The organism is uncultured Campylobacter sp. (genome assembly GCF_938017775.1).
GTDB lineage: Bacteria > Campylobacterota > Campylobacteria > Campylobacterales > Campylobacteraceae > Campylobacter_B.
In genome coordinates, this window is the sequence record NZ_CALIIU010000007.1 from 1 (window position 1) to 20221 (window position 20221).

The 20221-nt window shown below is 48.0% G+C and carries 22 protein-coding genes; 11 read left to right on the top strand and 11 right to left on the bottom strand.

All coding sequences use genetic code 11. The features are described 5' to 3' along the window. The first annotated feature begins 344 nt into the window (after nucleotides 1–344). Both Q0537_RS00460 and Q0537_RS00465 read left to right on the top strand, forming a co-directional pair. Nucleotides 345–869, top strand: a complete 525-nt coding sequence (locus Q0537_RS00460; protein ID WP_299224115.1) for a DUF4149 domain-containing protein — start codon at nucleotides 345–347, stop codon at nucleotides 867–869. Beyond that, entirely contained in the window at nucleotides 859–1254 is a 396-nt protein-coding gene (locus Q0537_RS00465; RefSeq protein ID WP_299224118.1) for a YbgC/FadM family acyl-CoA thioesterase, read from the top strand. The genes Q0537_RS00460 and Q0537_RS00465 overlap by 11 nt, the downstream gene beginning before the upstream one ends. Nucleotides 1255–1734: 480 nt before the next feature. On the opposite strand, the gene Q0537_RS00470 is transcribed toward Q0537_RS00465, so the two are convergent. From Q0537_RS00470 to Q0537_RS00495, 6 genes are all read right to left on the bottom strand, one after another. Beyond that, entirely contained in the window at nucleotides 1735–2391 is a 657-nt protein-coding gene (locus tag Q0537_RS00470) for a uracil-DNA glycosylase family protein (RefSeq protein WP_299224121.1), read from the bottom strand. Between the two features lie 7 nt (nucleotides 2392–2398). Continuing rightward, nucleotides 2399–3199 carry a peptide chain release factor N(5)-glutamine methyltransferase gene (prmC, locus tag Q0537_RS00475; protein ID WP_299224124.1) on the bottom strand — a complete coding sequence of 267 codons (801 nt, stop codon included), beginning with the start codon at nucleotides 3197–3199 and terminating at the stop codon, nucleotides 2399–2401. Further along, nucleotides 3186–4394 (bottom strand): M48 family metallopeptidase, encoded by a 1209-nt coding sequence (locus tag Q0537_RS00480; RefSeq protein WP_299224127.1) that lies wholly within the window; start codon nucleotides 4392–4394, stop codon nucleotides 3186–3188. The genes prmC and Q0537_RS00480 overlap by 14 nt, the downstream gene beginning before the upstream one ends. A gap of 5 nt (nucleotides 4395–4399) precedes the next feature. Continuing rightward, complete coding sequence (gene abc-f, locus Q0537_RS00485) at nucleotides 4400–6346, bottom strand: ribosomal protection-like ABC-F family protein (protein WP_299224130.1); 1947 nt, start codon at nucleotides 6344–6346, stop codon at nucleotides 4400–4402. A gap of 210 nt (nucleotides 6347–6556) precedes the next feature. Continuing rightward, a complete protein-coding gene (locus tag Q0537_RS00490; RefSeq protein ID WP_299224133.1) occupies nucleotides 6557–6748 on the bottom strand; it encodes a hypothetical protein in 192 nt (63 codons plus the stop codon). Further along, nucleotides 6749–6940, bottom strand: a complete 192-nt coding sequence (locus tag Q0537_RS00495; protein WP_299224136.1) for a hypothetical protein — start codon at nucleotides 6938–6940, stop codon at nucleotides 6749–6751. On the opposite strand from Q0537_RS00495, the gene Q0537_RS00500 reads away from it, so the two are divergent. Next, nucleotides 6921–7565 (top strand): alpha/beta hydrolase-fold protein, encoded by a 645-nt coding sequence (locus Q0537_RS00500; protein ID WP_299224139.1) that lies wholly within the window; start codon nucleotides 6921–6923, stop codon nucleotides 7563–7565. The two genes, Q0537_RS00495 and Q0537_RS00500, sit on opposite strands and share 20 nt — an antisense overlap. Nucleotides 7566–8286: 721 nt before the next feature. Here the strand turns inward: Q0537_RS00500 and Q0537_RS00505 are convergent. Both Q0537_RS00505 and Q0537_RS00510 read right to left on the bottom strand, forming a co-directional pair. Beyond that, entirely contained in the window at nucleotides 8287–8910 is a 624-nt protein-coding gene (locus Q0537_RS00505; RefSeq protein ID WP_299224142.1) for a hypothetical protein, read from the bottom strand. A gap of 33 nt (nucleotides 8911–8943) precedes the next feature. Continuing rightward, nucleotides 8944–9930: an amidohydrolase family protein gene (locus Q0537_RS00510; RefSeq protein WP_299224145.1), complete on the bottom strand. Its 987-nt coding sequence runs from the start codon at nucleotides 9928–9930 to the stop codon at nucleotides 8944–8946. Between the two features lie 218 nt (nucleotides 9931–10148). Between Q0537_RS00510 and Q0537_RS00515 the strand changes: the two genes are divergently transcribed. The 5 genes from Q0537_RS00515 (at nucleotide 10149) to Q0537_RS00535 (ending at nucleotide 14169) form a co-directional block, all read left to right on the top strand. Further along, the gene (locus Q0537_RS00515) at nucleotides 10149–10589 is read left to right on the top strand and encodes a GNAT family N-acetyltransferase (protein WP_299224148.1); all 441 of its coding nucleotides are present in this window, start codon (nucleotides 10149–10151) and stop codon (nucleotides 10587–10589) included. Nucleotides 10590–10691: 102 nt separating this feature from the next. Next, nucleotides 10692–10943, top strand: a complete 252-nt coding sequence (locus tag Q0537_RS00520) for a hypothetical protein (RefSeq protein WP_297995511.1) — start codon at nucleotides 10692–10694, stop codon at nucleotides 10941–10943. Then, nucleotides 10940–11221, top strand: a complete 282-nt coding sequence (locus tag Q0537_RS00525; protein ID WP_299224152.1) for a type II toxin-antitoxin system RelE/ParE family toxin — start codon at nucleotides 10940–10942, stop codon at nucleotides 11219–11221. The genes Q0537_RS00520 and Q0537_RS00525 overlap by 4 nt, the downstream gene beginning before the upstream one ends. A gap of 252 nt (nucleotides 11222–11473) precedes the next feature. Next, complete coding sequence (locus Q0537_RS00530; protein WP_299224156.1) at nucleotides 11474–12796, top strand: MATE family efflux transporter; 1323 nt, start codon at nucleotides 11474–11476, stop codon at nucleotides 12794–12796. Continuing rightward, nucleotides 12757–14169: a M48 family metallopeptidase gene (locus Q0537_RS00535; protein ID WP_299224159.1), complete on the top strand. Its 1413-nt coding sequence runs from the start codon at nucleotides 12757–12759 to the stop codon at nucleotides 14167–14169. The genes Q0537_RS00530 and Q0537_RS00535 overlap by 40 nt, the downstream gene beginning before the upstream one ends. 164 nt (nucleotides 14170–14333) lie before the next feature. Here Q0537_RS00535 and Q0537_RS00540 read toward each other — a convergent pair whose 3' ends face one another. The 3 genes from Q0537_RS00540 to dnaJ all read right to left on the bottom strand — a co-directional run bounded on the left by Q0537_RS00540 (nucleotide 14334) and on the right by dnaJ (nucleotide 17548). After that, nucleotides 14334–14774 (bottom strand): hypothetical protein, encoded by a 441-nt coding sequence (locus tag Q0537_RS00540; RefSeq protein WP_299224162.1) that lies wholly within the window; start codon nucleotides 14772–14774, stop codon nucleotides 14334–14336. A gap of 214 nt (nucleotides 14775–14988) precedes the next feature. Beyond that, nucleotides 14989–16233, bottom strand: coding sequence for a hypothetical protein (locus Q0537_RS00545; protein ID WP_299224165.1), 1245 nt, complete (start codon nucleotides 16231–16233; stop codon nucleotides 14989–14991). A 223-nt stretch (nucleotides 16234–16456) separates the two neighbouring features. Beyond that, complete coding sequence (gene dnaJ, locus Q0537_RS00550) at nucleotides 16457–17548, bottom strand: molecular chaperone DnaJ (RefSeq protein WP_299224168.1); 1092 nt, start codon at nucleotides 17546–17548, stop codon at nucleotides 16457–16459. Between the two features lie 130 nt (nucleotides 17549–17678). Between dnaJ and Q0537_RS00555 the strand changes: the two genes are divergently transcribed. Genes Q0537_RS00555 through recR form a run of 3 tightly spaced genes read left to right on the top strand, consistent with a single transcriptional unit; the run spans nucleotide 17679 to nucleotide 20154 of the window. Next, the gene (locus tag Q0537_RS00555; protein WP_005870149.1) at nucleotides 17679–18350 is read left to right on the top strand and encodes a response regulator transcription factor; all 672 of its coding nucleotides are present in this window, start codon (nucleotides 17679–17681) and stop codon (nucleotides 18348–18350) included. Further along, the gene (locus tag Q0537_RS00560) at nucleotides 18347–19588 is read left to right on the top strand and encodes an ArsS family sensor histidine kinase (protein ID WP_295153002.1); all 1242 of its coding nucleotides are present in this window, start codon (nucleotides 18347–18349) and stop codon (nucleotides 19586–19588) included. Before Q0537_RS00555 ends, Q0537_RS00560 begins: the two co-directional genes overlap by 4 nt. Beyond that, nucleotides 19585–20154, top strand: a complete 570-nt coding sequence (recR, locus tag Q0537_RS00565; RefSeq protein ID WP_297881110.1) for a recombination mediator RecR — start codon at nucleotides 19585–19587, stop codon at nucleotides 20152–20154. Before Q0537_RS00560 ends, recR begins: the two co-directional genes overlap by 4 nt. Nucleotides 20155–20221: the final 67 nt, after the last annotated feature.

Consider the following 20221-nt stretch of genomic DNA (forward strand, 5'->3'; position numbering starts at 1 on the left):
GATGCGAAACAGAATTGTGATTATACAAGAGTGATGCTTAAAGGGGGCTGAATATGCGTTAAGAATTTTAAAAGCGGCTAGAAAATTTCAAAATTTATTATAAAATTTTAGCGCACAGTGTGTTTCAACGCAAATTTTATTTCCATTCGTCGCAAAAATTTCATAAATTCTCGCAAGCAGTAGTATTCAAAGATTCAAAATTTTACAATATGCAGTCGAATGTAGCCGACGGTGCCGCCCCATTCGCCAAAAAACCTGCTTGCAAAACGCTTAAGCGCACGATTATAAGATTTCGCTATAATCACGTCCGATTTAAAATTTTATCAAAATTTAAAAGGACCTTTATGCGCGCAATTTTTTCTATCTATATCTTCATCATCGCGGCCCTTATCGGCATCGAGCTCTCGCTCGGCGCACTCGTAGCACCCGTGGTATTTTTCCCGCAGCAGATTATCGGAGATGGCGTGTTATCGCACTTTCAAAGTGGCAAGCTGATGAGCGAGATCTTCGTAAAATACGGCGGCATCCTCATCGCAGTCTCGGTCATCTGCCTCGTTTTTGAGATGATAAATTTCAACAACAACAAATCCCAATCTTTTCACTTGCGCCTTTCGACCCTGATGCTGACGCTCGTAAATATCATACTTGCCCTACTTTTCGTGCTTTACTTTACCGACTATGTCATAAGCGCCCAAAAGATCGGCGCAGAAGCGACGATGACGCCGGAATTTGCCCAAATCCACGCGGCTAGCGAATGGTGCATGAAACTCATCATCGTGTTTCAAACGGTGTTGTTTTTCGCAAAAATCCTCCCCACCCTCGCCGCGAAAAAGGCAGCACCAGAGCAAAGCCTAGCCGATGCAGATTAAAATTTACTACGAAGATACCGACGCGCAGGGCATCGTGTATCACGCCAACTACATTAAATTTTGCGAGCGGGCGCGCAGCGAGGCGCTTATGCAGGCCGGGGTGGACTTCGCGCGCGCGGACGCACACTTCGTAGTTAGCGAGCTTTGCGCCAAATTTCTGCGCCCCGCGCGCCTCGGAGACACGCTTGAAATTCGCACGAGCCTAGCCGCGCTCAAAAACGCCAGTGCCCTTTTGCGACAAGAAATTTACAAGATCAAAGATATTAAAAACGCGAATTTTAACGAGCTTTTATACGCGCAGGACGTAAAAATCGCCTTCGTAAAAGACGGCAGACCGATCAAATTTAGCGCCGAAATTTTAGAATTTTTCAAATCTTTGAGATAAATTTATTTCGCGGGTTCAAATTTACCTAGTCGTATACGGCACAAACATATCGCAGACCGACCTTAGGCGTAAAATCTAAGAATGCGCAGAGCTCTTAGGCAAAATAAAATTTGCAGGCTAGATAAAATTTTACGACATAGAATTTCGCTCAGCATTGAGGCTCAAATTTAACGCTACGTCGCGACACAAATCCCTTACGCACCCCGAGATAGCCAGATAGAAAACAAAATTTGAAATATCAGAATTTTGCAATGGCGTTAAATTTTGCCCTACTCCGCCGCTTTATGAAATTTCTCGTCTTTAAATTTAAACCCACGCAGATCGAATCTGTTTTGCCTCGCTAAATCCCGCTAGTCCGTGAAATTTAAGCAGGCTAAATTCGCCCCGTCCGCTCGCCCGCCGTAACAAAAATCACGATGCGTGTGCAAAAAGCTGCGCGCAAAATCAAAATAGCGCGCAAAGAAAGCGCCAAAATGCGCCTCACAGCAGCTCTTTTATCCTTTGCAGATCCTCTTTGAAAAGCTCCGCCTTGCTCGGATTTTGCGCGATGAATGCGGGATCGAAGCTCGGCACGAAGCTGATGCCGCCCTCGTTAAAGACCGAGCCGTGCAGCGCGTCCATGCCCGCTAGATCGCCGTTTCGCAGCACGATTTTACAGCAGAGCTCCCCTAGGCAGAGCACGACTTTGGGTTTTAAAATTTTGATCTCGTCGGTCAGATACGGCGCGCATTTTAAGATCATTTCCGAGTTTACGCGCCTATTTTGCGGCACCGCGCACCTTATCAGAAAGCTAAAATAAATTTCTTCCGGCGCGCAAATTTGATCTAGCGCCGCTTCAATCTCAGCCTCCAAGCCGCCGCCAAAACCCTCGCTAACGCCCGGCGCTAGAGCTACGATCATAAGTTTTATGCTCGTAGGAGTTTTGAAATTTTTGATAGTTTTTAAATTTTTAAAATTTTGCTCGCTAGAGCTCGTGCGCGTTTTGGCAAGCTCGCAGAGATTGCACTCGGCGGTAGCGGATTTCAGCGCGTCCAGCGCCTTAAAAAATCGCGCGCCGCCGCTTAAAATTTCGGCGCCTACGTAGCGGTAGCCGAACGCTTTGTAATAAAGCAGTCTGCGTAGTTGCGAGCTTTGCACGGCGCGCCTACGATCTGTTTAAATTTCGCGCGACGAATCCGCGATCAAACTGCGCCAAATCTTTATAAAATTCCGCTCTAAAGCCCTGCTCGCGCAAAAACGCCGACAAGCTCTGCTTTTGATCGTAGCCCATCTCGCAGGCTAGAAATTTTGCGCGCCGTGCGGCGATCAGTACGATGAGTTTTAAAATTTCATCTCCCCGCTCGCCGCCAAATAGCGCCTGTTTCGGCTCTTGCAGCACGCGCGCGTCCAATGTGTAGGAGTTTGCGACGTATGGGGGATTTGAGACGATAAGATCAAATCCCCCCGCGATCTCATCCGCGTAGGCGCAGTGTACGAACTCGACGTTCGCGCCTAAGCTTGCGGCGTTTGCGCGCGCCACCTCAAGCGCATCCGCGCTGATGTCGCTAGCCGTGATGCGGCAAGCGGGCAGTAGCTTTTTTAAGCAGATAGCGATTATACCGCTGCCCGTGCCGATCTCGCAAATGCGCGGCTCGCCCAAGCTCTGCGCCAAAGTAAGCGCCTTTTTTACTAAAATTTCGGTCTCGCAGCGCGGTATCAGCACCCGCTCGTCGACGTAAAATTTAAAGCCCATAAACTCGCAGCTTTGCGTGATGTATTCAAGCGGGCTACCGTCTTTAAATTCAACGATCTTAGCGCGAAACTCCGCTTCGTGCGCGAGCTCTTCCGAACATCTTAGCACTAGCTGCTCATCGCTAAGTCGCTCGCAAAGCTTTAAAATTTCGCGCGCGACGTATTTTGAGCCGCACTGCCCCAAGCCCCATCTTAGCGCCTCAGCGATCCTCATCAAGCTCTCTTATGCGCTCATACAGGCTTGGGTGCGAATGATACACCGCGGCGTAAATTTTATGAGCGAGCGGAAACGCCTTGTTTTCGCTGCCCAGCTTCTTTAGCGCGCCGATCATGCTCTCTTTATCCTGCATGCTCGCGCCATGTCGGTCCGCGCTAAATTCGTGCATGCGGCTAAGCTTGGAGATCACCGGCTCAAAAAATGCATGCAAGATCGGCGCAAACAAAATCATAAAAACCAGCGTCGCGCCGCCATCTGCGTTAAGTCCTAGCGCGCTAAATACGCCTCCAGGAAGGTTTCCGAATACCGCAAACGTCGCGCCCAAAAGCACGAAGCTAAGCGCTAAATTTTTCAAAATGTCGCCGTGTTTGAAATGCCCGAGCTCGTGCCCTAAAACGGCTAAAATTTCATCCTCGCTCAGCTTTTCTATGAGCGTGTCGAAAAGCACGACCTTTTTCGTCGCGCCGAAGCCGCCGAAATAGGCGTTTAGGCGCTTGTCGCGCTTGCTAGCGTCAATCGTAAAAACGCCGCTACTTTTAAAGCCGCAGCGCTGCAAAAGCTCCTCTATGCGCTCTTTTAGCTCGCCGTGCTCTAGCGGCTGCATCTTATTAAACAGCGGCGCGATAACGGTCGGATATATTAAATTTATCAGTAAAACTACGCCGAAGCTTAGCAAAAAGCCCCAGACCCACCAGTGCGCTCCCAAGCTGTTTACGCAAAAAACGAGCGCAGAGGCTATCGCAAAGCCAAAAATGAGCGTGAGCGCAAGCGATTTTAGCGCATCTTTTACGAAAACGGCGGGCGTTATCGTGGAAAAGCCTAGGCGCCTGTCTTTGATGAAGGTTTTGTAAATCTCAAGCGGAAGCGATATCGCGCCGCCGATGATTAAAAACGCCGTTACAAAGCAGCTCTGCGCAAAAATCCCGTCGTCTGCTAGATCATATATCGCGCGCTGTAACGCGCCCGCGCTCGCAAGTATCCAAATAAGCGCCACCGCAAAAGAAAAGCAGTGCGAAAATATATTAAATTTTAAATTTACCGCGCCGACCTCGCCCGCCTTGCGATAATCCTCCTCGCTAAGCACCACCGCAGGCTCTTTTAGCTTGGCGCGGATGAAGCTTAGCTCAAGCAGATCGAGCGAAATTTTATAAATCGTGTAAAGCGCATATAAAAATATCAAAAACCAAACCATCACGCCTACTTTAGGCTCTCGGCGAGCGAAAGCACTTCGTAATATTCATTTTCCATACTGTTTAACGTTCCTCTTTTTTCTTCAAGTTCTTCAAAAAGCCCCTGCATTCCGAGCTTTTGATAAATTTCAGGCGTCGAGAGAGCGTGATTCAGCTCCTTTATGCGCGCCTCGATAGCCTCGATCTTAGCGGGATATTCTTCTAAAATTTTATTCTGTTTGTAGCTAAGCTTCGCGGCGCTCGTCTTCTCCTTTTTGTTTTCGCGGCCGCTCTCCTCTGCGCTCGCGCCAGCGTCGGCTTCGATCTGATCGATCTCCGCAATCTCGTCTTCAAACTCCAAATACTGCGAATACGGCATTTGAATTTGATCGATCGTGCCATTTTTTTCAAAAACCCAAAGCTTATTCGTGATCTTATCGATGAAATAGCGATCGTGGCTTACGATGATTACCGCGCCTTCGAAACTTAGCAGATAATCCTCCAAAATATTGATCGTTGCGATATCAAGATCGTTCGTCGGCTCATCCAAAATCAAACAATCGTACTGCTCGGTAAAGAGCTTGGCAAGCGCCAGACGGTTCTTTTCGCCGCCGCTAAGAACGCCCACGGGCTTATCCAAAAACTCCTTCGGAAATAAGAAATTTTTCAAATACCCGTATACGTGCATGTAGCTGCCGCGGACGCTTATGTGATCGCCGCCGTTGGGGCAGAAAATTTCGATTATGCTTTTATCGTCCGTGATGCCGCTGCGGGTCTGATCAAAATAGCCGATCCTGATCTCGCCGCGTTTGATCTCGCCCGCATCGATCTTGCTGCGGCCGAGTAAAATTTTAAGCAGAGTGCTTTTGCCCGCGCCGTTGGCGCCTACGATACCGATGCGCTCGCCCTGCAAAACCCGTGCCGAAAAGCCCTTAAAAAGCACCTTGCCGTTTAAAATTTTACCGATATTCGTGCATTCAAAGAGCATCTTTTTGCGATTGTCGCCGCCCGTGCCGTTAAAGCTCCTGCTCGCGCGCTCCAGCTCGAGTCGCACGCGACGGATCGCGCCCGGGTTTTTCTTCGCATCCTGCCTCATCTGCATGATACGCGCCTTGCGCCCTTCGTTGCGCTTTAGGCGCGCCTTCACGCCGCGGTGCAGCCACTCTTCCTCGGCGCGCAGCTGTTTAAGCAGCGTCTCGTGAGACTTTTCGAGTGAAGCAAGCATCTCCTGCTTGCGCCTCAGATAGTTCTCATATCCGCCGTCGAAATTTGAAATTTTACCCTCTTCGATCTCGATACTGCGCGTCGCCAAGCGGTCGATGAAGTAGCGATCGTGGCTGATAAAAACGATCGTCTGCTTCGAGCCGAGCAGCATGTCCTCTAGAAATTTCACCATATAGACGTCGAGGTGGTTCGTGGGCTCGTCCAGCAGCAGCACGTCGGGCTTTTTAAGCACCAGAGCACCCAGCGCCACGCGACGAATTTCGCCGCCGCTAAGCGTGCAGACGGAGCGGTTTTCGTAAATTTTAAGCCCGAAATTTTGCAGCACCTGCTCGATCTTATTGTCAATCTGCCAGCCGTCCTTGGCCTCGATAAATTTAATCAGCTCGTCCTGGCGCGCCAAAAGCTCCTTGTTTTCGGGCTGTGCGGCGATCTTACTCGAGATCGCGTCGTATTCGTCCAAAGCGGCGTAAATTTCAGCTAGCTCCCTTCGCAGCGCGTCTTTGACCGAGAGATTGTCTTCAAATTTCGGCGTTTGAGCGAGCATCTGGATATTTAGCCCGTTTTGAGTGATCACGCGTCCCTCGTCGGTCTCGCACAGACCCGCAATTATCTTCATCAGCGTGGACTTGCCGCCGCCGTTTTTGCCGATCACGGCGACGCGCTCGTTAGCTTCCAGTGCGAAATTTACGCCGTCCAAAACGACGTGAGAGCCGAATTTTTTCGTAACATCGATAAGCTCGATCAAAGCCAATTTTAAGTTCCTCTAGTGTTAAATTTGATGATTTTACACAAAATTCTATTAAATTTTAATAACTTTTAAAGGTTTAGCGATGCAAAGTTTAGAATTTAGTGGCTTGCGCGTAGAAATTTTCACCCCGCACGCGCCGTCTTTTGCGTCAGCCACGCGTGCACAGCCTCTCAGATCCACGCCGGATACCCTGCCCGACACCTCCGCATCCGCTCAGATTGTCTCGTTCGAGCTTGACACGCCTCCCACATTCGCACAGGATGATCCACCCGCCGTTCCGTTCGGTCTGTCTGCACAGACTACTTCATCTGAGCCTCCCGCGTCTGCAGTACCGAATACACCGCTCGTTACGCCCATCGCGCCTACTTCGCCCTCCTCTCTCTCCGCGCCTAAGGCACAAGCCATTCAACCCGCCGCGTCGTCCGTGCTAGATACTAGACCAGAATTTACGGCGGCTATCGACTCGATTTCGTCCGCGTCATCGATGCCGAATACGGTGCCCGCAATGCCCGCACATAAAGCCTCATTCCACTCCTCCGACGCAACGGCTACGCCCGCACAAATCGCCTCGCCCCGCTTGAGTGCCGCACCTATCATCTACCTGCACGCCTTGGAGTTTAGCGCGGCCAGTGTGGGCGAAATTTACGAACTCGTCTCGCGACAAAGCGGCGCGGATTTCGTGCTTGCGGCGATCTATCTAAATGAGGCGCAGTGGGGCGATAAGCTTAGCCCGTGGGCGGCAAAATCGCCGTTTAAGGGGGTGTGCGATTTCGCAGGCGGCGGCGCGGCGCACTTGGAAAAATTTACGAACGAGTTGATCCCGCGTATCGAGCGGCACGTATTCGGCGCGGGAAAGCCTGCGTGGCGAGCGTGCGCAGGATACTCGCTGGCAGGGCTTTTTAGCGCGTATGCGGCGTTTGCAAGCGATAAATTTCAAAAGATCACCTGCGTCTCGGCGTCGTTTTGGTTCGGCGGATTTGACGCCTTCGTCGCCGCACACTCTCCGCAAAGGGGGCTGGCGCACGTCTACGCGTCCTTGGGCGAGGCCGAGATGAACTCGAAAAATCCACGCGGAGCACTCTGCGGCGAGACGGCGCGAAATTTCATCGCCAAATGCCGCAGCGCGGGCGCAAAAGCGGAGTTTGAGCAAAATCCGGGCGGGCATATGCAAGATGAGATCGCAAGAATTTCAAAGGCGCTTTTAAAGCTCGTAAACTCCTAAAATTCGAGCAAATTTTAAAATTTGGCGACAGAATAAAGTGCGGTGAGAGATTGAAAGAAACGAGCCAAGAAGCGGATCAAGCGTAAATTTAAAGCAAGCCGCCGTTATAATTTCTCGCGCAACGGTTTTTTGTGCGATGCAATGAAATTTAAAACAAACTCGCGCTAAATTTTATAGCACAAGAGATGCCACAAAATGGCGCTACGCAATTCGGCGTGAATGGTACAGCGAATCGTCGGTGCTTTAGCGACTTTGATAAGTGCGATATCGTTTTAGCGTAAATCTCATGTGACGCGGTGCAATGCGGATTTCAGGGGGGATGTCGCTAAATTTTTGTAGGTCGTGCTAATGGTTTAAAATTTAAAGCGAGATGTCGTTGTAAAATTTAAAGCAAATCATGTCGCGGCCAGGATTTAGCGTGCCTGCAAGCTAATTTAAACAGCAGCGCGCCGTGTATGATCTCGCCGTTTCATTTAGTGTAACTGCTAGCTAAAATTTAAACCGTTAAAATTTCAAGATTTGCACCGCGCTAAAGAACGCTTTGGTACTACGATACACGCTGCTCGGTTTAAATTTTAAAATTTAGCGTCGGGCGGTTAAACGGCAGGCGCGACAAAGCAGGTGCTGCGAAATATTTTCAACAACCCTAAAATATCCGCAATAACAGCAAAAATTCCTACAAGAATTCCTGCTAAAATTTCATACAAAACCGCTGTAAAATTTACCTGCGTTTGATGCCGTAGCCGTCCTTATCCACGCATATAAAGCCCGTCGTAGCGCCTCCGTCGCGCGCCATCACCACGCCGTCTGCGGCAAATCTATCATCACAGCCGATCTCGTAGTCTTTTTTCGCAACCTCGCTCGCAGGACCCTCGAAAATCTCATAAAATTCCGACACAAACCCGTCTTTGTAATAAATAGCGGTTTTGCCCTCGCCTTCCCAGATGCTTACGCCCTGGGCATTTGCGCTTTTTGCTTTGGCTTTAAGTTCATTAAAAGTCCCAAAATCCCAGCCTAGGATTTTTAAAACAGCGCGCTCGTTCGTCTTTTCGTCTATACTATAAAAACTCGCGCTTTGGTTTTTGTCTTTATTCACGGCTCTCATGCTTGAGACCTCGTCGCCGCCAAAACGGACGTCAAAAGAAACTCTTTCAGGTTTTATCTCGCGTGCAAAATCGCGCAGGGCTAAAATTTGAACGCGATTTTGCGCGTAATTTTCCGCCAAATCCGGCTCAGCAAAGAAAAATTTGTAGATTAAAACCCCCACAGTTAGCACAAGCGCGGCGCTTATAACGAGTTTAAATAACCTAAAAATTTCCGAGAAAAAATATTTTATAAAATTCACGCCCGCTTCCTAAATTTCACCGAATTTTACCGTCTACGCAAAGGGCAGAATTTTTTTGTAGTTGCTCCACAGCTCGCTATCCTCGCCGAAATACGCGAGCAGTCCGCGCGCGTTGCGATCGAAAGGGTTGGGCTCTTTATGCAGCGCGATACGCTGCGACAGGCGCAGATCGTAGGTGTTGTATATCGCAGAATACGGCACCGGAAAGTCCGAAGCGTAAAGCAAGCGCGAGTGCACGTCCGTTTGGCTCACCAGATGGGGCAGAGCCTTAGCGCGCACCGGCGTCATAAGCGCGGAAACGTCGGCGTAGAGGTTTTTGTGCGTGCGCAAAAGCGCCAGAAGCGCGAAATAATCGTGTCCGAAATTTCGCGGACGGCGCGAAAGCGCACGAAAAATATGCGAATACTCATAGTTAATCGCCATGTGTGCGCACACCGTCGTAACGCCCAGCTCAAGCGGCGCATAGATCATCTCCAGCGCCTCGTAGCGGCGAGTGCTCGGCACCGAGCTTTCGTTGCCGACGTGGATCACCAGCGGCAAGCCGAGCTTGGCGAGCTTTTCAAAATACGGCACGTAGCGAGGCAGCCTCGTATCCAGATCCCAATAGTTTTGTAAAAATTTCGCCCCTTTAAATCCGAGCTCGAAGCAGCGATCGATCTCATCTAGCGCGTCCGATCGCTTTGGATTGATACTAAAAAACGGCACGATGAGATCAGGGTTTTTTTGATAAATTTCAAATACGCTGTCGTTGTCCGCACAGACGGTCTTATCGCGATGGATTAGCTCGCCTGCGTCGCTAAATTTAGCATCCACGCCGAAAAGCACCGCCTTTTTAACGTATTTCGAGGCTTTAAGCCCGCCGAGCAGAGCGTCCACATAGGCTTCATATGGCTCTTTGATCGCGCGCGATACGTCTATACCGAAGCGCCTGCCGAAAAGGCGCAGCGCGAGCCTGTCGTAAGGGCGATCGAAGCGCACCTCCTTGCTTAACAGATGGACGTGAAAATCAAGCGTTTGCATCGGGGATCCTTGGGAAAATTTTGCCGAGTTTATATCAAATTGCGGTAAATGGTTAGAATTTTAAATTCGGGTTTAAATTTACGCACCGCGCCCTGCTGCGCCCTTAAATTTTAAAATTTAAACCTCGCCGAAAGAGCCGTTAATTGATATTTAATGCCGTTTTAAAGCTACGGCGATATACTTGCGATTTGAAAAGCTATTTCAATTAAGGAGCGAAGATGGAGTTTGAAATTTTAGAAAATTCCGCCGATTTTAAGCCTAGCGATCTGGATGAGATAATGGTATCGATCGGCTGGGATACGGAGCAAAATGCAGCCTCCGTGCCGCCGCACGAGACATACAGAGTGTGGCGCACCTATGATTACGTGGCGATCGCCAAAACGCAGGGCAAGACCGTGGGGGTGCTGGAGGCGTTTTGCGACCGCGACAACTTCGCTACGAGCTATCTTTACTGCGTGATAGTTCATAAGGATTATCAAAGGCGCGGTATCGGCACGGCGCTCGTGAATGCCTTTAATAAGCGCTTTGCGCACACCACCACCTTTGTCGTGACCCCTCTGCATAAGGCTGAGGGTGCCGGAAAATTCCTACAAAAGTGCGGCTTTAAAGACGCGTCGGAGCACTTTACGGTTCATATGAGGAAGCGAAATTCGATTTAACGGGCATAAATTTTAAAATTTTATCGAGCTTTGGCTCTAAAACGGTTGGAATTTTAAATTTAGCTATGAGCTGCTATAATCGCTAAAATTTAAGGAGCCAAAATGATCACTATGCAGATCCAAAGCGGCGTCGATCGCGATACTCTCGAAACTTTTAAGAAGCTTTTTTTAAAAATCGATCCCTCCGCGCAGATCACTCTAAGCGGCGAGAAAAATTTAGAAACGATTCTGTCGGAGTTTAAATCCGGCGAAAGTTACGACGAGATAAAAAACGGAATGGATGCAGATTTAAAATCATACGCAAACGGCGATCTAAGCGGCTTTGAGGAGCTAGGCAAGGGCTGGAAAAATTGAAAATAATCCAGTCTAAAAGATTTCGCGCGCAGCTTAGCAAGATCGTAGAATTTATCGCAGAGCGCTCAGAGGATGCGGCAGAAAATTTTAAAAACGAGCTTTTTGCGCGAGCAGGCGAACTTGGCTTTATGCCGTATAAATTTCGTAGATCAAAAAGCTTTGACGATGATAGAATTAGAGATTTTGTATTTAAAGGTTTCGTAATCCCGTATCTAATAGATGAACCTAACGATACAATCGTTATCCTAGCGATATTTAAGCAAAATTTATTGAGATAGCTTGACGCCTGTTTAAAAACATCTACGTTTAAATTCCGCGCTCCGTTTATTAAAACCATTCATTCGCCGCCACTACAGCGCCAAAGAAAAAACCACTCGTCCCCGATAAATCACTGTATATTCTCGCACGGCGCCGTAAATTCCAATTTTACGCATGCCGCGCGGCATACAAAAGCAACTCCGCTCGCCCCCTGCGCAAAAGCAAACCTAAAAGAATTTTCGGCTACAATTTCCCCCAAATAAAGGCAAAATATGAAAGAAATCTCGCTATTAAGGCTCTCGCTCGCAATCTACGTCGATATGTTTTTGCGCCTCGTGACCACATTTATCAACACCTACATGATCTCGCGCGTGGACGTCTCGCTAGTAGGCGCGCTGGGGGCGGGCAACGAGATATTTTTGCTCTTCGTCACGGTTTTCGGCTTCCTCGCCGTGGGCTGCTCGGTTCTCGTAGCGCAGGCGCTCGGGGCGAAAAACAAAGTCCTAGCCATGCGCGCGATCCACACGAGCATCGCATTTAACGCGCTCGTGGGACTTTGCAGCGGCGTTTTCGTCTTTAGCTGTGCACCTTTTTTACTCCGCGCGCTGCAAGTGCCCGCCGAGCTTTTGAGCGAAAGCGCGATCTATCTTAAGGTCATCAGCATCGTCTTTGCGATAGACGCCGTCGCGATCGTGCTTAGCGCCATCGTGCGCGTTTACGGATACGCAAATTTCATCATCGCGGTCTCCGTGGCAATGAATCTAGTAACTCTCGCGGGCAACTACGTCGTGCTATTTAGTCCGTTCGGATTGCCGTACTACGGGCTTGAGGGCATCGGCGTGAGCACCATCGCGGGGCGCATGATCGGCGTATGTTTATTCTTCCTCATCATCACGAAGGTGCTAAAGATAAAATTTTACCTTACGATGTTTTTAAAGATCAAGCTCGCCACGCTGCGTAAAATTCTATCCGTAGGGCTTCCGAGCGCGGGCGAAAACATGCTGTGGATCGTGCAGTATCTAGTCGCATTCGCCTTCGTCGCGAGCATGGGCGAGGCGAGCCTTACCGTACAGACGATCTATTTTCAAATTTCATCATTCATCTTCTTCGGCGGAAGCGCGATTAGTATGGCAAACGAAGTGATCGTAGGCCGCCTCGTAGGCGCCGCTAAGCCGCAGGAGGCGTACCGACACACTTTTACCGCGCTGCGCTTCGGGCTCGGGGCGACGGCGCTTTTCGTCGCGATCGTATTTTTAGCGCGCGAGCAGATTATGGAGATGTTGAGCCTAAACGAGGCGCACAAGCAGGTCATGCGGCCGCTTTTTTACCTAACGCTCGGGCTTGAGTTCGGACGGACGCTTAATATCGTGTTCGTAAACGCCCTGCGTGCAAGCGGCGACGCGAGGTTTCCCTTTGCGATGGGCGTGATCTTTATGTGGGGCGTCTCGATCCCCGTGGGCTGGCTTTTGGGCATTCATCTGGGGTATGGAATTTTAGGCGTTTGGATCGGGTTTTTCTGCGACGAGTGGCTGCGCGGCAGCGCGAATACGGCGAGATGGATAAGCAAAAAATGGCAGAGCAAAAAGTTAGTCTAAATTTACTAGGCTTGCCGATTAGCCTGCGTTTTAAGCGGATGAAATACGCGCGTATCCGCATTAGCAAGGACTGCGAAATCAGCGTGAGCGTGCCGCGCTCCTACACCGCGGCGCAAGCAAAAGACTTCATCCTGAAGCACGAAAGCTGGATCCGCCAAACGCTAGCGCGACTGCGAAGCAAGCTACTAGCGAGCGATCAGGTTAGAATTTTAGGCAAAATTTACAAGCTGAAATTTAGCCGCGAGGTCGAGCTCGGTACAAACTGCGGCGCGAATAAAAATTTAGACAATGGCGGCACGCAAGGCTGCGTGAACTGGGCGAATGGCGATGCGAATAGTGACGCGGGCAGCGTAAATTCGGCTCATTTACAAAGCGGCGCGGGTATAAGTGGTAGCGGCGTCGATAGCGGCGATGTGAGCAGTAGCGCAAACAATTCCATGGGCGGCATGAATGACGGTGCGGACGACGGCGCGGGAAGTGAAATTTTAAAATTTCACTCGGGCGAGTGCGCCTCACAAAATGGCGCGGCAAGCGAGGATTTGAAATTTGACCTACCGGACGATGCGGCGCAGGGGCTAGCGCAACAGAGCGAAGTGCGACAAAGCGGCGGACTCGTAAATACCGCGGCGCAAAATGTCCGCGAGCAATCCCGCGGCGAAATTTTAAAATTTCACTCGGGCGGGTGCGCTCCGCAAAGCAGAGATGCAGGTAAATTTAACTCCGCCGCAAGCGGCGAAATTTTAAAATTTGACCCTGCCGCAGGGGATGAAATTTCAAAATTTAAACCTGTCGCGGGCGAAGGAATTTCAAATTTTAAACCCGCTGCAAGCGGAGAAATTTCAAATCTTAGCTTTGTCGTAGGCAAAGAAATTTCGGTCGCTAGCGAAAAAATTTCAAAATCCGCGAGCGAAAACATGCCGCAAAATGTAGCGCAAAGCGCGCAAGCGGCGGAGCGCGACGAGCCCGATTTTACGATCAAAAATTTTATCCAAAGCTCTAAATTTAAAGATAAAATTTTCGTATCGGAGGGCACGATCTTTTGCGAAAACGAGGGCGAGTTTGCGGCGTTTAAAAAGGCTTTTGCGCTTGAGATTTATCTGCGCTATATCGCGAAATTTTCCCCGCGAATAGGCCGCAAGATCGCGCGGGTGCGGGTGCGCAAAATGCAGACGCGCTGGGGCAGCTGCAACCACGCAAAGGGTTATCTCAACTTCTCGCTAAGCCTGATAGAGCGGGATCCGCGCTTCGTCGAATACGTCGTGCTGCACGAGCTCGCGCACCTCATCCACGCAAACCACGGAGCGGATTTTTACGCGCTCATCGCGCAGATCATGCCCGATTTTAGGGCACGCATCAAGCTAGGCAAGGGCTAGTTCGCAAACGGGGCGCCCGTTTAAATTTCACGCCGCTGCGTCGCAGTTCTTGCCGCAGTCGATAAATTTCAACCAATCTTCCGTCACGCCGTAGCAGGCCGCAGCCAGTCCGAACTTGCGCGGCGCAGGCGGCGAAATTTAGCAAATTTTCGCGGATCTAAACGCTAATCTAAAGCCGCAAATTCCACATATTTCTCCATCGCAACCAGCAGGAGCCAGCGCGCAGTAGGGCTGAAAAAATAGTGGTGTTCGGGGACCTGCTCCATTATAAATTTTAAAAAATCGTAAAAATATTCGGGCGCAAATTTAACCTCGGCGCTCGTTAAATTATCACCCAGATAGCAGATTTCACCGCCTAAAATCCTCGCTTTTACCGCAGGATTTGCGTCTATGAAGCTTCTGGCACCGGCAAAGCTCAGGCAGTCTGCGGTCGCATAATCTTTCAAACCCCGCAAGACGGGTTTGGAGCCGATGAAGGCGAAATTTTCCTCTATAAATTTTACTCCGTCCTCGCTCACCTGCCAGCAATCGCCCAAGCTCGATAAAAACGCAAACATCTCATCATCCGCGGATTTGAAATTTGTAGGCTCATTTTTGCGATCCATCTTTGTCCTTTTTAAATTTATAGTTGCTTTTATTTTGAAATTTTTACGATAAAGAACAGAAAATATGTTTGATTTAATCTTTTTAAAATCATTATATTAAATTAGGCTAATCAAGGTTTTCCGAGCTCTTTTTATTTCAAGCGAAATCCTTTACCGTCCTTTAAAATTCAACCAATTCAAATAATCGTTCTTTCTTTATTTTTTTGAACTTTATTTATTTGTTATCATCAGCGAACTGCTCTTTGACAAGATCTTTGATATCGCTTTTAATACTTTTAGTATCAACTATTGAATCCTCACCCAGCTTCTGAAATTTTTCTTTATCTGCCTTCGTATATTCCTGTTCATCATCATATTTTTTTGTGATCAACCGAATCATCTTGCGACGCAAAAACTTCTCATCTCTAATATTTGACCTCTCTTTGATCCACCCAATTAGTAATACCATCAACATTATAAAACCAATATAACCTAGAATTGGATACATAATCGATACTAATTTTTTAAAGCCCATAAAGGATAATATATACCCTACAACTACGGTGCCAATCATAATTGGATAAAAACGTTTTGATTGATTAGATGAAAAACGTTTTGCTAAGGCATAGAATAAACTGAAAGCAGTATTAAAGATCAAGCCGAAGATAACAAGTGCATACACAAACGCAAATGCAGGGTGAATCTGTTTGGCAATAGCCAACATAGGAATATCAACAGTCGTTGCAAGTTTTACATTTGCATATAAGATACAGGTTGTAACTGTGATGATAATACCGATTATAAATCCACCCAAAGTACCACCTTTTTCTGCTACACCAATCCTCATAATGGATCCCCCTAATACAAAAGCCATTGATACACCTGTCATAACGCAGAGCGAAAAATAATTCAGAACAGAAAACCAGATATTTGGCATTGGAGTAGAGATTGTATTTACAATTGTTTCTAATTCTTTAAAATCAAAACGTTGACTTGCAAAGGTATACACTGCCATAATCATAATCATGATAAAAATAATAGGCGTAAATATTCCGATCACATTCGTGATTTTTTCAAAATCAAGAAAGCTAACAAGGATTATCAATACGGCACATAGGAGTGCTCCTGACCAGAATGGCATGCCAAATTGCTGATTAAGATTTGATCCAGCCCCGGCAATCATGACAAAACCTACCACAAAACAGCAAATAATTAAAGAAATATCAAGAATTTTATTAGTGATAGATCCAGCAATTTGTGAAAGAACTTCAAAGTGATCATTGGATCTAAAATAACTACCGAATGTAATAATGATTTTACCAAAGACGACATTGAGGATACCAAGAATAACGGCTCCAAGAATACCCCATTTGCCAAAACTGACGAAATATTGCATCAGATCCTGACCGGACGATAATCCAGCACCGACAATAACCCCAACATATGCTAACGCTACATTTAAAATTTGTTTTAACATCATCCTACCTCTTAATTATAAAAATTTTAATTTGCTTTACTAATATTAAGAATCTTTAAATTTAAATAATATTAAATGCTAATTAAATTTTATCCAAATAATGACACGAAATTTACACCGAAATTACATCCAAACTCTTAGCGAGATTCCAAGCGAAAATCCCGTACTTTGGTGAATAAAACCGCAAGACCACCGCTCAAAACAGATCAAGGCAGATCAAGGCAGTTTACTTGAAAAAATTCTTGATTTTATCGAGTATCCCCTCGTCGTCTCCGCCCTTGCTGCCGAAGCTTTCTTGAAGTTCGCGCAAAAGCGCTTCTTGCTTCTCGTTCAATTTTTTAGGCGTCTGGACGTTTACCTGCACGATCAGATCGCCGTTTTTCTTAGTGCGGATATTCGGCGCGCCCTCGCCGTAGATCGTAAAGCGCTGCTTGTCCTTGGTGCCTACTTTGAGCTTCAGCTCCGCCTTGCCGCGCGGCGTCGGCACCTCGATGCTCTCGCCCAAGATCGCCTGCGTAAAAAACACCGGCACCTCGATATACAGGTCATCTCCGTCGCGCAGGAAGTGGCTGTCCTCCTTCACGCGCACTATCACATACAGATCCCCGATCTCGCCGGTTTTGGAGACGTTGCCTTTGCCGCTTAGGCGCACGCGCTGTCCGTCGTCTATGCCTGCGGGAATGTCAAATTTAAGGCTCACGTCCTCTTCGGTAAAACCCTTACCGCCGCAATCCTTGCACCTATCCTTTACGATCTCGCCCGTACCACCGCATTCGGAACAGCTTTGGATGAAGCTCATATATCCGCGCCTGACCGCGACGCGCCCAGTGCCGCCGCAAGCGGAGCAAGTATGTCTTTTTTTGTCCTTCGAGCCGGTGGCGTCGCAGGCAGGGCACGGCTTTTTGATCTTGTATTTTATCTCCTTGTGAACGCCCTCTAAAGCCTCTTTAAACTCCAGCGTTACGGCCAGTTCGGTATCTATGCCGTATGGATCGCTAGGGTGTGAGCGACCGCCTCCGCCAAATGCCTGCTCAAAAAAATCGCCGAAAATCGAGCTAAAATCAAATCCGCCGCCGCTCGCGCCGCCGTATGCGCCGCTGATGCCCTCTTTGCCGTAGCGATCATACATTCTGCGCTTTTGATCGTCGCTTAAAATTTGATACGCTTCGTTGATCTTTTTAAATTTCTCCTCCGACTCCTTGTCGCCTTGGTTGCGGTCGGGATGGAATTCCAAAGCGAGCTTTCTAAACGCCTTTTTTATCGTTTCGGCGTCGGCATCGCGCGCCACGCCTAAAATTTCATAATAATCTTCTTCCACGAAATTCTCCTTAAGCTATAACAAAAGGGGCAATTTTATCTAAATTTAATAAAACTCAAGTTAAGACTTAACTATTTTTATGTATAATGCAATATTTAAAATTTCAAATCAACGATGTAAAGGATAAAAAATGATAAATGTATTGATGATAGAAGACGACAGCGAGTTCGCACAGCTTCTAACCGAATATCTAGCTAAATTTAACATCCAAGTTACAAACTTCGAAGACCCGTATCTGGGCATTAGCGCTGGGATCAAAAACTACGATCTGCTGATTTTGGATCTTACGCTTCCTGGGATGGACGGACTTGAGGTCTGCAAAGAGATCCGCGAGAAATACGATATTCCGATCATCATCAGCTCGGCTAGAAGCGACGTGAGCGATCGCGTCGTGGGCCTTCAGATCGGCGCGGACGATTATCTACCCAAGCCTTATGATCCAAAAGAGATGCACGCGCGCATCATGAGCTTAATTCGCCGCTATAAAAAAGCTAGCGAGAAGGAGGAAACCGCCACTGATAGCGTATTTCGTATCGATGATAAGCGCCATGAAATTTACTTCGGCGAGGAGTCGCTCGTATTAACGCCTGCGGAGTATGAAATTTTAGAATACCTCATCAAGCAGCATAGCTTTTCGGTATCCCGCGAGCAGCTCGTATACCATTGCAAGAGCCTAAAAGATAAAGATTCAAAGAGCCTAGATGTCATCATCGGACGCCTACGCACCAAAATCGGCGACAGCTCCAAAGCGCCTAAGCATATCTTTTCGGTTCGTGGTATCGGCTACAAGCTCATCGGATGAAGCACTCCTTAATCACCAAAATTTCGGTTTTTTTTGTAATCGCGATCATCTTAGTCTGCGTGCTTTTCATCACGTTCGCACGGATGCAGATGAATAGAGCTCTAGGCAGCATGCAGGCTAATCAAATAAACGCGGTCAATAATCTACTTGAGCTATACAAGCGCAATGCCCCTCCCAGCGATATTGAGCGCTACTTCTCCAGCTACGGCTTGGAGCTTGTAAAAGACAAAAATATCATCCAAAACATCATCACGAGTGGTAAAATTTTTTTCGTCCAAGACACCTCTATCGGCGAGTTTAGTTCGGTTGAGTATAATAATTCACTGTTTTTAAATATCAAAAACAACTCTTTCGTCGTGGTTTTCGAAAGCCTCGGCACGAAGAATTTAAACGATCCGCTTTGGGTCGGGTTTTTGCTTACGATGGCGGTTTTAATCTCGCTTTATTTATCGATCGTGCGAAGTTTTACGCCGCTAAAAAAACTAAGCAAAAATATCAAAAAATTCGCCCAAGGTAATTTGGACGTAAATTTAGCCGCCACGCATAGCGAAGACGAGATCGGACAGGTCGCACAGGAATTTAACAACGCGATTGCCAAAATTCAAGAGCTGATCCGCTCGCGCCAGCTGTTTTTGCGCACCATCATGCACGAGCTCAAAACCCCGATCGGCAAGGGCAGGCTCATCACCGAAATGCTCGATGACGAAACACAAAAAGAGCGGCTCGTCAATGTCTTCGAGCGGCTTGAAATTTTAATCAACGAGTTTGCCAAAATCGAGCAACTGCTCTCAAAAAGCTACTCGCTAAATTATCAGGATTATCATTTCAGCCTCATTTTAGAGCAGGTAAAAGATATGTCGATGCTCGATAACTGGGACGAGCTCATCAGCACGGATATCGAGTGCGACGCGGTGATAAACGTGGATTTCGGGCTATTTGCGCTGGCGATTAAAAATTTAATCGATAACGCCCTAAAATACTCCAGCGATAAAAAAGTCCGCATCATCTGCGATGAAAACAAAGTAAGCGTCGCCAACCGCGGCGCGGCGCTTGCAAAATCATTCGAGCACTACAAGCAGGCTTTTATCAGAAATAAAGACGAGAAAGCCACCGGCATGGGGCTCGGGCTTTACATCATCGATAAAATTTGCGAGCTACATAAATTCCGCTTCGAGTACAATTACAGCGACGGCACGCACTACTTCTCGATCGTCTTTTCGCCGAAGGGCGCTATATGAGCGGCACAGACAGGTTTGAAGAGCTCGTCGCAAGCTTTGAAAAGCTTCCGGGCGTGGGCAAAAAATCCGCCCTGCGCTTTGCGTACTACGTAAGCGTGCAAAACTCCTTTTTGGGGCTAAATTTAGCGCACAATATCGAAGAGGCGGTGCGCGGACTGCACAGATGCCGCATCTGCGGAGCGGTATGCGAGGGCGAGATCTGCGAATACTGCGCCGATGAGGAGCGCGAAAGCGATAAAATTTGCATCGTCGAAAACCCAAAAGATATCTTTATTTTAGAGAGCAATAAAATTTACAACGGTCGCTACTTCGTGCTAGACGCCGCTGACGAAGATAAAATCGCGGCGCTACGCGAGATGGTGAGCCAAAACGGCACGCGCGAGCTGATATTTGCGCTGACGCCGGGCATCAACTCCGACGGCATCATGCTCTACGTCGAGGACAAGTTCGCGGATCTAAGCTTGAAATTTACCAAGCTCGCTCAAGGCGTGCCTACGGGCGTGAGCCTAGATAACGTCGATATGCTCTCGCTAATAAAGGCGATCAACGGGCGCACTGAAATTTAAAATTTCGACGAAATTTTAAATTTAGCGACTAAATTTAAAGCGCAAAGCGGCGAATATGTTTCGCACG